Origin of the sequence: Geobacillus sp. WSUCF1, assembly GCF_000422025.1 — a bacterium.
Classification (GTDB): Bacteria; Bacillota; Bacilli; order Bacillales; family Anoxybacillaceae; genus Geobacillus; species Geobacillus zalihae.
The window spans coordinates 1-14,780 of the sequence record NZ_ATCO01000157.1 but is presented as its reverse complement, the minus strand read 5'-3'; the positions used below and the strand labels follow the sequence as shown (position 1 = coordinate 14,780).

General features: G+C 54.8%; 11 protein-coding genes and 1 pseudogene. 2 read left to right on the top strand and 10 right to left on the bottom strand.

All coding sequences use genetic code 11. The features are described from left to right. Window positions 1–4 precede the first annotated feature (4 nt). The 5 genes and pseudogenes from I656_RS02505 to I656_RS02525 form a co-directional block, all read right to left on the bottom strand. On the bottom strand, window positions 5–1,150 hold the full coding sequence (locus I656_RS02505; protein ID WP_033006448.1) for an acyl-CoA dehydrogenase: 1,146 nt from the start codon (window positions 1,148–1,150) through the stop codon (window positions 5–7). A 426-nt stretch (window positions 1,151–1,576) separates the two neighbouring features. After that, window positions 1,577–2,721, bottom strand: a pseudogene (locus tag I656_RS02510) (acyl-CoA dehydrogenase). Window positions 2,722–2,954: 233 nt separating this feature from the next. Beyond that, window positions 2,955–3,806 carry a 3-hydroxybutyryl-CoA dehydrogenase gene (locus I656_RS02515; RefSeq protein ID WP_013146630.1) on the bottom strand — a complete coding sequence of 284 codons (852 nt, stop codon included), beginning with the start codon at window positions 3,804–3,806 and terminating at the stop codon, window positions 2,955–2,957. Window positions 3,807–4,049: 243 nt separating this feature from the next. Continuing rightward, window positions 4,050–5,228 (bottom strand): acetyl-CoA C-acetyltransferase, encoded by a 1,179-nt coding sequence (locus tag I656_RS02520; RefSeq protein WP_020756368.1) that lies wholly within the window; start codon window positions 5,226–5,228, stop codon window positions 4,050–4,052. A gap of 157 nt (window positions 5,229–5,385) precedes the next feature. Beyond that, window positions 5,386–7,482, bottom strand: a complete 2,097-nt coding sequence (locus I656_RS02525; protein ID WP_020756367.1) for a (Fe-S)-binding protein — start codon at window positions 7,480–7,482, stop codon at window positions 5,386–5,388. 335 nt (window positions 7,483–7,817) lie between these two features. Between I656_RS02525 and cls the strand changes: the two genes are divergently transcribed. After that, complete coding sequence (gene cls, locus I656_RS02530) at window positions 7,818–9,008, top strand: cardiolipin synthase (protein ID WP_011232866.1); 1,191 nt, start codon at window positions 7,818–7,820, stop codon at window positions 9,006–9,008. Window positions 9,009–9,137: 129 nt separating this feature from the next. On the opposite strand, the gene I656_RS02535 is transcribed toward cls, so the two are convergent. The 5 genes from I656_RS02535 to speE all read right to left on the bottom strand — a co-directional run bounded on the left by I656_RS02535 (window position 9,138) and on the right by speE (window position 13,445). Further along, window positions 9,138–9,305, bottom strand: a complete 168-nt coding sequence (locus I656_RS02535) for a XapX domain-containing protein (protein WP_013146634.1) — start codon at window positions 9,303–9,305, stop codon at window positions 9,138–9,140. A gap of 74 nt (window positions 9,306–9,379) precedes the next feature. Beyond that, window positions 9,380–11,053 carry an arginine--tRNA ligase gene (gene argS / locus I656_RS02540; RefSeq protein WP_011232868.1) on the bottom strand — a complete coding sequence of 558 codons (1,674 nt, stop codon included), beginning with the start codon at window positions 11,051–11,053 and terminating at the stop codon, window positions 9,380–9,382. Between the two features lie 3 nt (window positions 11,054–11,056). Beyond that, window positions 11,057–11,488, bottom strand: a complete 432-nt coding sequence (locus I656_RS02545; protein WP_011232869.1) for a DUF1934 domain-containing protein — start codon at window positions 11,486–11,488, stop codon at window positions 11,057–11,059. A 240-nt stretch (window positions 11,489–11,728) separates the two neighbouring features. After that, the gene (speB, locus tag I656_RS02550) at window positions 11,729–12,604 is read right to left on the bottom strand and encodes an agmatinase (RefSeq protein WP_020756359.1); all 876 of its coding nucleotides are present in this window, start codon (window positions 12,602–12,604) and stop codon (window positions 11,729–11,731) included. A gap of 13 nt (window positions 12,605–12,617) precedes the next feature. Continuing rightward, on the bottom strand, window positions 12,618–13,445 hold the full coding sequence (speE, locus tag I656_RS02555; protein ID WP_033006446.1) for a polyamine aminopropyltransferase: 828 nt from the start codon (window positions 13,443–13,445) through the stop codon (window positions 12,618–12,620). 226 nt (window positions 13,446–13,671) lie between these two features. Here speE and I656_RS02560 point away from each other — a divergent pair. Further along, window positions 13,672–14,780: transglycosylase domain-containing protein (locus I656_RS02560; RefSeq protein ID WP_020756356.1), on the top strand; the 1,109-nt coding region annotated here is incomplete at its 3' end.

Below are 14,780 nucleotides of genomic sequence, written 5' to 3'. Positions count from 1 at the left end.
GCAATTAAACATTGCGTGTCAACATGCGCGAAATGACAAGGCGTTGGATTTCTTGCGTTCCTTCGTAAATTTGCGTAATCTTCGCGTCGCGCATAAACCGCTCGACCGGGTAGTCCTTCGTGTAGCCGTTGCCGCCGAAAATTTGCACCGCCTCGACCGTCACTTTCATCGCCGTGTCGCCGGCAAACAGTTTCGCCATGGCGGATGCTTTGCCGTACGGCAAGCCATTCGACTCCAACCATGCCGCTTGATAGGTCAAGAGCCGCGCCGCTTCAATGGCCGTCGCCATGTCAGCGAGCTTGAAAGCGATCCCTTGCTGCTCGATGATCGGTTTGCCGAACTGGACGCGCTGTTTCGCATAGTCCACCGCCGCATCCAGCGCGCCCTGGGCAATGCCGACCGCTTGGGCGGCGATGCCGTTGCGGCCGCCATCGAGCGTCATCATGGCGATTTTAAACCCTTCTCCTTCTTGACCGAGCAAGTTTTCTTTCGGAATGCGGCAGTCTTCAAAAATGAGCTCCGTCGTCGGCGACGAACGAATGCCGAGTTTCTTTTCCTTTTTGCCGAACGAAAAGCCCGGCGTTCCTTTTTCTACGATAAAGGCGCTGATCCCTTTATGCCGCTTTTCCGGATCGGTGACGGCAAATACGACGTAAATTTCCGCTTCGCCGCCGTTGGTGATCCATACTTTCGAGCCGTTTAAAATGTAGTGGTCCCCATCTTTTACCGCACGCGTTTTCATCGAGGCGACATCCGACCCCGCCCCCGGCTCGGACAGAGCATATGCCCCTAGTTTTTCCCCAGTCGCTAAGGCGCGCAAATACTTCTGCTTTTGTTCTTCGTTGCCGAACTTGTAAATCGGCCAGCTGGCAAGCGATATATGCGCGGAAAGCGTCACCCCGGTCGAGGCGCAGACGCGCGACAGCTCCTCAACGGCAATGACATAGGCCAAATAATCGCTTCCAATGCCGCCGTATTCTTCCGGCCACGGAATGCCTGTTAAACCGAGTTCCGCCATTTTGTTGAAAATGCCGCGGTCAAACCGCTCTTCTTCGTCTCGCTCAGCGGCAGTCGGCGCCACTTCGTTTTCGGCAAATTCGCGCACCATTTTTCGCAGCATTTCATGTTCTTCGCTCAATCGAAAGTTCATCGTTTCATTCCCCCGTTTTCCTATATATCCGAAATCCTCGTCCCCCGTGCCAGCGTGATCACCATCTTCCAGATACAGACATAAACTTGTTGGTGAGTTCCCGTTGCACCACAAAACGCCGCAAAAGACAGAGCCCCATGTTTATGCCTCGATCCCTGAAAGCGGCGTTGTTCGGTCTTCCGAAAACCCGGCGCTTAGAGCTATTTCCACCATTTCATTCGATCGCCAATCATGAGCTGGCTGAACACAAGCTTTTCTGCCTCTTTCCTCGAACAAGAACGCCAGAGGGCAAATGCCATTTGCCCGCAAAACGTCCATTGTTCGAGGAGGGCATGCTGTCGCATGCCCAGTCGGCAAGCGAACGGCTTGCCGACTACGGCAGAAAAGCTAGGAACAGAGCCTTCTCATCTGGTTCGGATTGGTTCATCAGCATGCCTGGCACAAATGTTTGCTGATGACGATGCGCTGAATTTCGCTCGTTCCTTCGTAAATTTGCGTAATTTTCGCGTCACGGAACAGCCGCTCGACCGGGTAGTCTTTCGTGTAGCCGTTGCCGCCGAAAATTTGCACCGCCTCGATGGCATTGTCCATCGCTGTTTGTGAAGCGAAGAGCTTCGCCATCGACGCCTCTTTTCCGCACGGCAGCCCTTGCGCGCGCAGCCAAGCGGCGCGATAGACGAGCCATTTCGCCGCTTCCGCCGCCGTCGCCATATCGGCAAGCTTGAAAGCGACGCTTGCTGCTCGATGATCGGTTTGCCAAACTGCACCCGCTCTTTCGCGTAGACGACGGCATGTTCGACTGCCGCCTCCGCGATGCCGAGCGCTTGGGCGGCGATGCCGATCCGACCGACGTCAAGGTTGGCCATCGCGATTTTAAATCCTTCCCCTTCCTGACCGAGCAAGTTTTCCGCCGGCACTTCGGCGTCTTCAAACGTAATGGTCACCGTCCGCGACCCGTGCAGCCCCATCTTCTTCTCATCTTTACCAATCGACATCCCTGGCGTCCCTTTTTCCACAATGAACGCGGAAATGCCGCGGCTTCCGGCTTCTTCCGGATTCGTGCGGGCGAAGACGATGTACGTATCTGCCTCCCCGCCGTTGGTGATGAATATTTTTGAGCCGTTTAGCACATAACGATCTCCACGGCGCACCGCTTTCGTCTTCAAGCTTTTCGCATCCGAGCCGGCGCTCGGTTCAGTAAGGCAAAACGCCCCCAAGTACTCACCTCGGGCGAGCTTTGTCACGTATTTTTGTTTCTGCTCTTCGGTGCCGAAATACAAGATCGGATTCGTGCCGACCGACGTGTGCACGGATAAGATGACACCGACGGTCGGGCTCACTTTCGAAATTTCATGAATGGCGATGATGTACGACACAAAGTCCATACCCGCGCCGCCATATTGCTCCGGGACAGTGATGCCCATTAGGCCGAGTTCGGCCATTTTCGCTAAAATCGGGCGCGGAAACTCCCCTTGTTCCATGCGCTCGACAAATGGGGCGATCTCCGCCGCGGCGAACTCGCGCACCATTTGCCGCATCATTTCCTGCTCTTCGGTGAAGCGAAATTCCATGAAATGGCCTCCTTCCGATGTCGCTGACACAATGGTGTTTTCAGGCGCTCCTCCGCTCCATGGGGTAGCCAGCAGGCAGCTGAACGATTCTATAGATTTGCCTTATAGGCTGTAAAACAGCGTTCCCGCATGCACCTAACGTGCGGCGTTACGGTCGGCAGACAGCATAGCGGGCGCCGCCCCACGCACATTGCGGCACGCTTCGGCGTTGTCCTAGAGCGACGCCAAGCGGTTTATTCATACGTGTAAAATCCGCGGCCCGTCTTGCGGCCGAGCCAGCCGGCTTTCACATATTTGCGCAAGAGCGGGCATGGGCGGTATTTGTCATCGCCGAACCCCTCATGAAGCGTTTCCATAATGTATAAGCACGTATCGAGCCCGATAAAATCAGCGAGCGTCAGCGGACCCATCGGATGGTTCATGCCGAGCTTCATCACTTCATCGATGGCTTCTTTGGTCGCCACCCCTTCGTACAAGGCGTAAATCGCTTCGTTGATCATCGGCATGAGGACGCGGTTCGAAATAAAGCCCGGAAAGTCGTTCACTTCGACCGGCACTTTGCCGAGCTTGCGGGCAACGGCTTCGATCGTTTCATACACGTCATCAGCCGTCGCCAATCCGCGGATAATTTCGACGAGCTTCATCACCGGCACCGGGTTCATAAAGTGCATGCCGATCACTTTCTCTGGCCGTTTCGTCGCGGCGGCAATTTCCGTAATCGGCAGCGACGACGTGTTTGACGCTAAAATCGTCTCCGGGCGGGCGAGCGCATCGAGCTCGGCGAACAGCTTTGTTTTCACGTCCATGTTTTCGACGACCGCTTCAATGACAAGATCCGCTTTGGCGGCGGCATGCAAGTCGGTCGAGCGGGCAAGCCGCGCGAGCGCTGCGTCTTTGTCCGCCGCTGTCATTTTCCCTTTTTCCACTTGGCGGGCGAGCCCTTTTTCGATGTTGGCGATTCCTTTGTCTAACTGCGCCTCGCTAATGTCGTACAAAAACACTTGATAGCCGGCGACAGCGCATACTTGGGCGATGCCTGACCCCATCTGTCCGGCGCCGACGACCATAATCGTTTTGACGTCCATCGTTCCATCCCCCTATAGCAAAATTCGCAAACGCTCTTGTTCGTTTATTGGCTCCATCCTGGGACAACGCAGATCGCAAGCCAGCGGCCGCAGCGCCCAAGGGCGCGGCGGGCCATCCATATCCCCAAACCGCGGCCGCCCCACCGCCAGGCGAACCGCCTCCTGTATGGCGACAACGCCGTCGGGCGGCATGACGCGTCACGCCTCGACGGCGGCGGCCGCGATGACGTGGCAGGCCATTCCTTATACTTCGATTAAGATGGCGTCGCCTTGGCCGCCGCCGCTGCAGATGGCGGCGATGCCGAGGCCGCCGCCGCGGCGTTTCAGCTCATAAATGAGCGTGAGGATGATGCGTGCGCCGCTCGCGCCGATCGGGTGGCCGAGGGCGACAGCGCCGCCGTTGACGTTCACTTTTTCCGGGTCAAGGCCAGCGATTTGGATAGCAGCAAGAGCAACAGCGGCAAACGCTTCGTTTATTTCGAACAAGGCAATGTCGTCGACCGTTTTTCCCGTTTTGCGGAGCAACTCGTTGATGACAAGTCCCGGCGTTTTTGGGAAATCTTTCGCCTCAACGGCGATGGCGGTGTGGGCGACAACAGTCGCGAGCGGCTCAAGCCCCTCGCGGGCGGCGCGCTCCTCGCTCATCAAGACGAGCGCCGCGGCGCCGTCGTTGACGCCCGGGGCGTTGCCGGCCGTGATCGTTCCTTCCGGGTCAAACACCGGCGGCAGTTTCGCCAACGCTTCAAGCGACGTGTCTTTGCGCGGCGCCTCGTCGTGTTCGACGACAAGCGGCTCTCCTTTGCGCTGCGGAATCGTCACCGGAACGATCTCTTCCGCGAGCCGACCGGCTTCGATGGCAGCAATGGCTCGCATATGGCTGCGGTACGCCCACTCATCCTGCGCCTCGCGTGTAATGCCAAGTTCACGCGCTGTATTCCCGCCATAAACGCCCATATGGACGCCGGTAAAACTGCATGTCAAGCCATCATACACCATTAAATCCTTCACCGTGCTGTCGCCCATTCGCAACCCCCAGCGCGCTTTCGGCAGCACGTACGGGGCGTTGCTCATCGATTCCATCCCGCCCGCGACAACGACATCGGCATCGCCTAAGCGGATGAGCTGATCCGCGAGCGTCACGGCGCGCATGCCCGATGCGCATACTTTATTGACCGTCTCGGTGCGAACATGCCACGGAATGCCGGCATGGCGCATCGCCTGCCGCGATGGGAGCTGTCCTTGTCCGCCTTGCAAGACGGTGCCTAAAATGACATGATCGACTTGTTCCGCGCTCACGTCCGCGCGGGCAAGCGCTTCTTTCACGGCAATGCCGCCGAGTTCTGACGCTGACAGCGCTTGCAAAGAACCGCCGAATTTTCCAAACGGGGTGCGCGCCCCGCTGACAATCACTGTTTTTCCCATATTCCTCTCCCCTTTTCATCGGATAAGAAAGCGATTACAAAACACAGACTGAACGCTCGCTCGATCGCGGTGTGAAAGAGAAGGTGTACAACGGTACACCCTCTCCTCTACCCTTATTCACTATTTTAAAAAATAAAAATTGTCTATGCAACTATTTTTACGATGCTGCTTCCTCTTTTTCCTCGCCAAACACCGATTTCGCCAACAATTCAGCGACATCGTACGTCGCAACGCGGTCTTCCACTTCCTTGGCCTTCGTGCCGTCCGACAGCATCGTCAAACAGTACGGACAGCCGGAGCTGATGACGGTCGGATTGACAGCGAGCGCTTGCTCCGTGCGGGCGACGTTGATCCGGTTGCCGGTCGTCTCCTCCATCCACATGAGGCCGCCGCCAGCGCCGCAGCACATTCCTCGCTCGCGGTTGCGCTCCATTTCAACAAGCTCGACGCCCGGGATGGCGCGCAAAATTTTCCGCGGTGCGTCATAGACGTCATTGTAGCGTCCTAAATAGCACGAGTCATGGAACGTAATGCGTTCATTTACCGGATATTTTGGCACCAAGCGCCCTTCTTCGATGAGCTTGGCGAGCAGCTCGGTATGATGATACACTTCGGCCTCGAACCCAAAATCCGGGTACTCATTTTTGAACGTATTGTAAGCGTGCGGGTCGATCGTGACGATTTTCTTGACGCCCGCTTTTTCAAATTCTGCGATGTTGTTCGTCGCTAATTCTTGGAACAAAAACTCATTTCCTAACCGGCGCGGCGTATCGCCCGAGTTTTTCTCCTTGTTGCCTAAAATCGCGAACTTGACGCCTGCTTCGTTCAACAGCTTGGCAAAAGCAAGGGCGATTTTTTGGCTCCGGCTGTCATACGACCCCATCGAGCCGACCCAGAACAAGTACTCGATTTCCTCTCCCGCTTTCGCCGCCTCTTTGACGGTCGGCACATGCACATCATCGCGCAGCTCGCGCCAGTTCTCCCGCTCTTTTCGGTTCAAGCCCCACGGATTGCCTTGGCGTTCGATGTTCGTCATCGCCCGCTGCGCGTCCGGGTTCATCCGTCCTTCCGTCAGGACAAGATAGCGGCGCAAGTCGATGATTTTATCGACATGCTCATTCATGACCGGGCATTGGTCCTCACAGTTGCGGCACGTCGTACAGGCCCAAATCTCTTCTTCGGTGATGACATCGCCGATGAGGCTCGGCATTTCGATCGTCGCCGCCTGCTCGGACGCCGCGGCGAACGCGAGCTGATTGCCCCTTGTATGTTTGAAAGCGAACGCGGGCACCCACGGCGTGCGCGACGTGACGACCGCCCCTTTTTCCGTCAAATGGTCGCGCAATTTTAAAATCAAATCCATCGGCGACAACATTTTCCCCGTGCCGGTCGCCGGACACATGCTTGTGCAGCGGCCGCATTCGACACAGGCGTACAAGTCGATCAATTGCTTTTGCGTGAAATCCTCAATTTTGCCGACGCCAAACGACTCTTGGCTTTCGTCTTCAAAGTTGATTGGCGCCAGCTTCGGTCGCGTCAGCCGGCTAAAAAAGACATTGATCGGCGCCGCGATCAAATGGGCGTGCTTTGATTGCGGCACGTACACGAGGAACGTGAGCAAAATCAACAGATGCACCCACCAGGCAATAAAGAAGAGCACCGCAGCCCCCGTTTCGCCGACCCAGGAAAACGCGGCAGCAATGAGCGAAGCGACCGGCTCGCTCCACGTCGCTTCTTCGCCGTGCCAAATGATGCTCATCCCGTTGCCGAACAACACCGACAGCATGAGCCCGGCGATGAAGATGAGGACAAGCCCAGCTTTCAAGTCGCGCTTTAAACGGACGAGCTTTTCAATGTAACGGCGGTAAAAGGCGGCGAGCACCGCGATCAAAATAAGCAAAGTGACGATTTCTTGGAAAAACGTAAATCCCGCATACAGCGGCCCAAGCGGCAAATGCGCCCCCGGCGCAAGCCCTTTGATGATGAAATCAATCGCGCCAAATTGGACGAGAATAAAGCCATAGAAAAAGACGACGTGGATCAGTCCGCTTTTTTTGTCCTTGAGCAGCTTTTTCTGGCCGAACACGTTGACCCAGATGTTTCGCAGCCGCTCTTTTACTTTGCGGTCAAACTCGACTTTTTTGCCGAGTTTGATGTACATCGCCCGCGTTTTGACGACATATGCAAACAAGTGAATTGCGTAAGCGGTTACAAGCAAAAACGCGAGCCAGTTCACCACCAACAAGGCATTCATCTTCTCTCCCCTTCCCCCGTTTTTCGAGCGAATGTGTTGCCATAACAAAAGAAATTTTCAGAATTCGCTTTATGTCTATTGTACAAATGAATGAGCATTCAGTCAATAACCTTTTTTCATCCCAACCGTGAAAACTTTCCCTTTGCAACGGAGCGGTCGCGGGGGAATCATCGATTTGTTCAGCCCTCTATAGACTCCCATGACGAAAAACATTCATCAATATGGAAATTTGATTCATTTGGAGTTTGGGTATGTTCACGGTAGATGCAATTTGAAACGTTTTGCGCGTTCTCGGGCACATTAATAAATACCGAATCGACATAGGAGGAGAAGATATGGTCGTCATTTCCGTCATTGCCATCGTATTGCTGCTCGTTTATCTTGATGACAAGCTTGGACAGTTCATCTTCCGCAATGGGCGCAAAAAAGTCGTCTACCCGGAGCGGAGAAGCGATATTTCCCTCTATATCAACGGCAGGCATTTATTTTCTGATTACTTCGCTGAACTAGGCCGCGCCCGCGATCATATTCACGTCTTGTTTTACATTATAAAAAATGACGAAACGAGCGCGCCATTTTTCCAGATTTTAAAGGAAAAAGCAGCTGCCGGCGTGAAAGTGCGAGTGTTGACCGATTGGATCGGCAGCTTTGGACTGCCGAAAGCGCTCATCCGTTCGCTCGAGGAAAGCGGGGTGGAGTTCGCCTATGCCCGAAAGCCGCGCTTTCCGTTTTTCATTTACCGCCTCAACCGCCGCAACCATCGGAAAATTACGGTCATCGACGGTCGGGTCGGCTACATCGGCGGCTTTAACATCGGCCGTGAATATAACGGAAAAGACGCCAACTTCGGCGAATGGCGCGATTACCACTTAAAAGTGAACGGCGAAGGGGTTCACGACTTGCAAGAACAGTTTTTGCACGACTGGGAAGAAGCAACGGGCCGGACGGTGCCTGACAAACATCGCTACTTCCCGCCGCTTTCGGCCGGCGCCATTCGCCATCAGCTCGTCGCCACCAACGGCGCTGCCCTTGAAGAACAGTTTATCGAGGTCATCCGCCAGGCGAAAAAAGAAATTATGATCGGCAGCCCATACTTCATCCCAAGCCGGCCGCTGTTTAACGAGCTCATGCAAGCGCTTCGGCGCGGGGTGCGTGTGACCGTCCTTGTGCCGCTGAAGGCGGACCATTTATTTGTCAAAGAGGCTGCCTATCCGTACTTTTATCGACTCTTGAAAGCCGGCGCGCGCATTTACCGCTTTTACCAAGGATTTTACCATGCAAAAACGCTCGTCATCGATGAGGAGTGGTGCGACGTCGGCACAGCAAATTTCGATCGGCGCAGCTTGTTTTTAAACAGCGAAATCAACTGCTATGTGTTTGACCGCGCGTTTACCCGCCTCGTCAAACGGGCGATCGAGCGCGATTTGTTGCGCGCCGAGCCGCTGACGGTCGACTTTTGGCAAAAACGTTCGCTTCTTGACCGCGGCAAACAGTCGATTTCCCAGCTCATCTCCGCCTGGCTTTGACCGGTCTGAAGTTCCATTTCCCTCCCAAGCAACAGAAGAAGCAAAAAAACCCGGCCGGCGCTTCCGGCGGCTTGATGCTGCCAAAATTGCGCCAACCGGGTTTTGTTCCCCGTTTGATCATGCAAGTGCTTACTTCCAAAACACCGTGAACCATTGAAACAACCGCATGCCGAGATACACCCCGACGATGCCGGCGATGCCGGCCAACGCCGGGGGAGCGGGAATCGGCAAGCGAAGCAAGGTGAACAAAAAGCCGACAACGATGCCGGTGATGAGCGATAGTACAACTTCTTTCATTTGTTGATCCTCCACCACTGTTTTTCTTTAGAATGCCCAAACAAAAGAGGGAGCAGTCGCTCCCCCTCGTTCGTTTACATTTGTTCCGGCGCTGAAACGCCAATGAGCGCTAACGCATTTTGCAGCGTAATTTGCACCGCCTTGACAAGCGCGAGGCGGGCTTTTGTTTTTTCGATGTTGTCCAGATCAAGCACTTTTTCCGCGTTATAAAAGCTATGGAGCGCGGAAGCCAAATCGAATGCATAGGCGGTGACGCGATGCGGCATCCGCTTGAGCGCCGCCTCGGCGACGACGTCAGGGAAATCGCCGAGCACTTTGAGCAACTCGATTTCCTTTTCCGTTTCCACAAGATGGTGAAGCGCTAAGTCGCCGTCATAGGAAATGTGTTGTTCCTCCGCTTGGCGAAGAATGCTCGAAACGCGGGCGTGCGCGTATTGGACGTAGTAAACCGGGTTTTCATTCGACTGCGACACGGCCAAGTCCATGTCAAAATCCAAATGCGTATCGCCCGAGCGCATCGCAAAGAAATAGCGGACGGCATCGACGCCGACTTCTTCCATGAGCTCGCGCATCGTCACCGCCTTGCCGGTGCGCTTGCTCATTTTGACGCGCTCACCGTTTTGGTATAGGTTCACCATTTGAATGATTTCCACTTCAAGCGCCTCCGGATCATAACCGAGCGCAGCGATCGCCGCCTTCATGCGCGGAATGTAGCCGTGGTGGTCCGCCCCCCAAATGTTGATGAGCTTTTTGAACCCGCGCCGCAGCTTGTCTTGATGGTAGGCGATGTCCGGAAGCAAGTACGTATATGTGCCGTCCTGCTTAATTAAGACGCGGTCTTTGTCGTCCCCAAACGCCGTCGAACGGAACCATGTCGCCCCGTCCTGCTCGTAAATGTAGCCGCGCTCGCGCAAAGTGGAAAGCGCTTCGTCGATTTTTCCGCTTTCATAGAGCGATGTTTCCGAATACCAGACGTCAAACGGCACACGGAAGTCGGCCAAGTCTTTTTTGATTTTTTCAAGCTCATAGCGGAGCCCATAGTCGCGGAAAAAGGCAAGCCTTTCTTCTTCCTCCATTTCGACAAACCGGTCGCCGTACTCTTCGGCAAGCTTTTTGCCGATTTCGACGATATCGTCGCCGTAATAGCCGTCCTCCGGCAACGGCATATCGACACCGAGCGCCTGAAAATAACGGGCTTCGACCGATTTCGCTAAATTGTAAATTTGCTTGCCGGCGTCATTAATATAGTATTCACGCGTCACGTCAAACCCGGCTTTCGCCAAAATGTTGCAAAGCGAATCGCCGACCGCCGCGCCGCGGGCATGACCTAAATGCAGGTCTCCGGTTGGATTGGCCGAGACGAACTCGACTTGCACTTTTTCCCCGTTGCCGACGTTCGATTCGCCATACGCTTGTCCCGCCTGCAAAATCGCCGGCACGACCGCCGTCAAATAGCGGTTGTCCATGTAAAAGTTAATAAACCCTGGCCCGGCGATCTCGATGCGGGCGACCGACATGCGTTCGCGGTCAAGCTGCCCGACGATGGCTTCGGCGATCGCCCGCGGCGGTTTTTTCGCGATGCGGGCGAGCTGCATGGCGATGTTCGTCGAGTAGTCGCCATGCGCCTTGTCGCGCGGCACCTCAAGCAGCACATCCGGCAGCTCGTCGGCCGAAGCCAGCCCTGCTCTTACCGCCGCCTGGCGGATTTCTTCTTTCATCTTTTCCTTGATTTGTCCGACAATGTTCACCGCTTATACCCCCTTAAATGTCAACGTCAACGTATGGCGCCCGCTTCGCTCATCGCCTAGCATCAGTTCATAGGAAAGAAAGAGCCGCCCCTTTTTCCGCTGCTCATCATAGTGAAACTCCATGGAGCTCGTTTTGGCCGCCAGCGCCCATCGTCCAAACGCTGTCCCATAATGGCCCGATGTTTCTTGGCGGCGGCGGAACGTTTGCCGCATCTCGACCGCTCCGGAACGAAGGACGGTCACCTCGTCAGGCGCGATTTTCACAATGTTGTTCACCCGCCCGAGTTCGTTTTCTTCGGCAAACTGCAAATAAACGGTTTCCCCTTTTATGTAATACGTGCCATCCGCCTCAAGCACAACCGTCTCTTGGCGCGGACCGTCGCGAATGACAGCCACTTGGCGGAGGCGCGCCGGGATGCCGTTTGTTTCCTTCATATCGATGAACACACCTTTGCGAACAAACAGTCATAATTCATAGTATAATGAACTGTTTCGCTCCATTCAAGAGGGGACAAACCCGATGGCAGATTTCCGCTCCAGTGGGCAAAAAAAGGGACTGACCCAAAAGGTTGTTTTTCCTTAAATAAAACGTACGCTCATATTCCTGCATCTTTTGTCCCACCAAAGAAAAAAGCGCCCTCGCAAACTTGCGATTTAGGCGCTTTTTCTCATTTTTCACTTCGCCACCCAGCCAAGCAGCATTTCCCGCACAAGCTTGCTCGCCGTATTGGCCGTTTGTTCCGAGTGGTCGTAAATCGGCGCCACTTCGACCAAATCAGCGCCGACGACATGAACGTCAGAGCGGGCGATCTCGTGAATGGCCGAAAGCAGCTCTTTTGACGTAATGCCGCCGGCATCGACCGTCCCAGTGCCTGGGGCATGAGCGGGATCAAGCACATCGATGTCAATCGTCACATACACCGGACGGCCAGCGAGCTTCGGCAACACGGAGCGGAGCGGTTCAAGCACTTCAAACTTGGCGATGTACATGCCGTTTTCTTTCGCCCATTCGAACTCTTCCTTCATGCCGGAGCGGATGCCGAACGAAAAGACATTCGTCGGGCCGATCAAGTCAGCGACTTTGCGGATCGGCGTCGCATGCGACAGCGGCTCGCCTTCGTAATGTTCGCGCAAGTCCGTGTGCGCATCCATATGAATGACGGCCAAATCCGGGTAGTATTCATACACCGCTTTCATGACCGGCCAGGAGACAAGATGCTCTCCGCCAAGGCCGAGCGGAAATTTGCCGGCGTCAAGCACCTTTTTCACGAACTGTTCAATCAGCTCCAAACTGCGGGACGCGTTGCCAAACGGGAGCGGAATGTCCCCAGCGTCAAAGTAGCGGATGTCTTTGAGTTCGCGGTCCAAATATGGGCTGTACTCCTCAAGCCCGATTGACACTTCGCGGATGCGGGCCGGGCCAAACCGCGAGCCAGGCCGGTAGCTGACCGTCCAGTCCATCGGCATCCCGTAAATGACCGCTTCGCTTTCTTCAAAATTCGGATGGCTGCCGATAAACACGTTGCCCGAATAGGCTTCATCAAATCGCATTGCCTGCGCCCCCTTACTTCGTTAAATCCGCGACAAATTTCGGCAAGACGAAACACGCTTTGTGCAATTCTTTCGTGTAATATTTCGTCTCAATGTCATGGAACCGGTCGTCGCTCACAGCGAGCGGGTCGTATTGTTTCGAGCCGAGCGTAAACGTCCAGAGCCCGCTCGGATACGTCGGAATGTTCGCCGTATACAAACGGGTGATCGGGAAAATTTCTTTCACATCGCGGTATACGTTGCGAATCAAATCGGCCTTAAACCACGGATTGTCCGTTTGGGCGACGAAAATGCCGTCTTCCTTCAACGCGTTGGCGATGCCGGCGTAAAACCCTTTTGTGAACAAGTTGACCGCTGGGCCGACCGGTTCGGTTGAGTCAACCATAATGACGTCATACTCGTTTTCGCTTTTGGCGATATGCATAAACCCGTCATCGACTTTCACTTCGACGCGCGGATCGTCAAGTTGGCCAGCGATTTCCGGCAAGTATTTTTTCGAGCACTCGATCACTTTGCCGTCAATTTCCACAAGCGTCGCTTTTTTGACGCTTGGGTGCTTCAGCACTTCACGAATGACGCCGCCGTCGCCGCCGCCGACGACAAGCACGTTTTCCGGATTGGGGTGGGTGAACAACGGCACGTGGGCGACCATTTCATGGTAGACGAATTCGTCTTTTTGCGTTGTCATGACCATGCCGTCTAGAATGAGCATGTTGCCAAACTCCGCCGTTTCGACCATATCAAGTTTTTGGAACGGCGTCTGTTCTGTATGTAAAGTGCGGATGATGCGTGCGGTGATGCCAAAATGCTCCGTTTGCTTTTCGGTAAACCAAAGTTCCATTCGGTAACATCCTTTCTCCGAGCGTTGCTTACTATACAAGTTTTCCTTAGCCAACGAAAAACTAAACATGAAAAAGTATAGAGCAATCTAGCAAAAATGCAAGAGGAACAAGTTTAAAATAAAAAATTTTTTTTCATACTGGTAAGAAAAGCGGAAAGCGCCAACCGCATTTTGCCAGAGGGCCAAACGATGCGCTTTTCCGCCAACATCGCCGAGGTGATGCGCAATGGAACCGATCCCGGGCAGCCGTTTTCGCGGCACGTGGAAATATGTGCGCGCCGCCGTCTTTATCGGCTTTTTTCTCGCCATCTTTGCCTTCGCCGCTCTCGGGAGCTTTGTGTTGTTCGCGAAAATCGAAGGCGCCCCGCCGGTCGCCGTGCCGCAGACGACGATTTTTTATGCCGCTGACGGCAGCAAAATCGGGGAAAGCGACCATGGACAAAAGCGGTACTGGGTTCATCTCGGTGACATTTCCCCGCACGTCATCGAGGCGACGATTGCCGTTGAGGACCGAAAGTTTTACGAACACCACGGATTTGACTTGAAACGGATCGCCGGCGCGGTGCTCGCCAATCTCGAGGCCATGGACAAAGTGCAAGGAGCGAGCACGATCACCCAGCAGTATGCGCGCAACTTGTTTTTGACGCATGAAAAAACGTGGTCGCGAAAAATCCAGGAAGCGTTGTACACCATCCGGCTTGAAGCCAACTACAGCAAAGATCAAATTTTGGAAGGCTATTTGAATACGATTTACTACGGCCATGGCGCCTACGGGATTGAGGCGGCAGCCCGCTACTATTTCGGCAAGCACGCGAGCGAGCTGACGCTCAGCGAGGCAGCCATGCTCGCCGGCATCCCGAAAGGGCCGTATTACTACTCGCCGTTTGTCAATGAACAGCGGGCGAAAGCGCGGCAAAAAATCGTGCTCACCTCCATGGTGGAAGCCGGCTACATCAGCCGCCAAGAAGCGGAGCGGGCGTACCGTGACAAGCTCGTTTACATCCGCCACCGCGAACGAGAGCAGCCTGTGGCCCCGTATTTCCAAGATGTTGTGAAACAGCAGCTGCGCACGAAACTCGGCCTGGATGAGCGGACGATCGAGCTTGGGGGGCTGCGCGTCTACACAACGCTCGACCGACGCCTGCAGCGAATCGCCGAAGAACAAGTTAAGCAAGTCATCAGTCCCCATTCTGCCATCCAGGCGGCATTGGTGGCCATGGATCCGCGCACAGGGGAAGTAAAGGCGCTCATCGGCGGACGCAACTACGAAGAGAGCCCGTTCAACCGGGCCGTGCAGGCGGAACGCCAGCCAGGGTCGACATTTAAGCCGTTTTT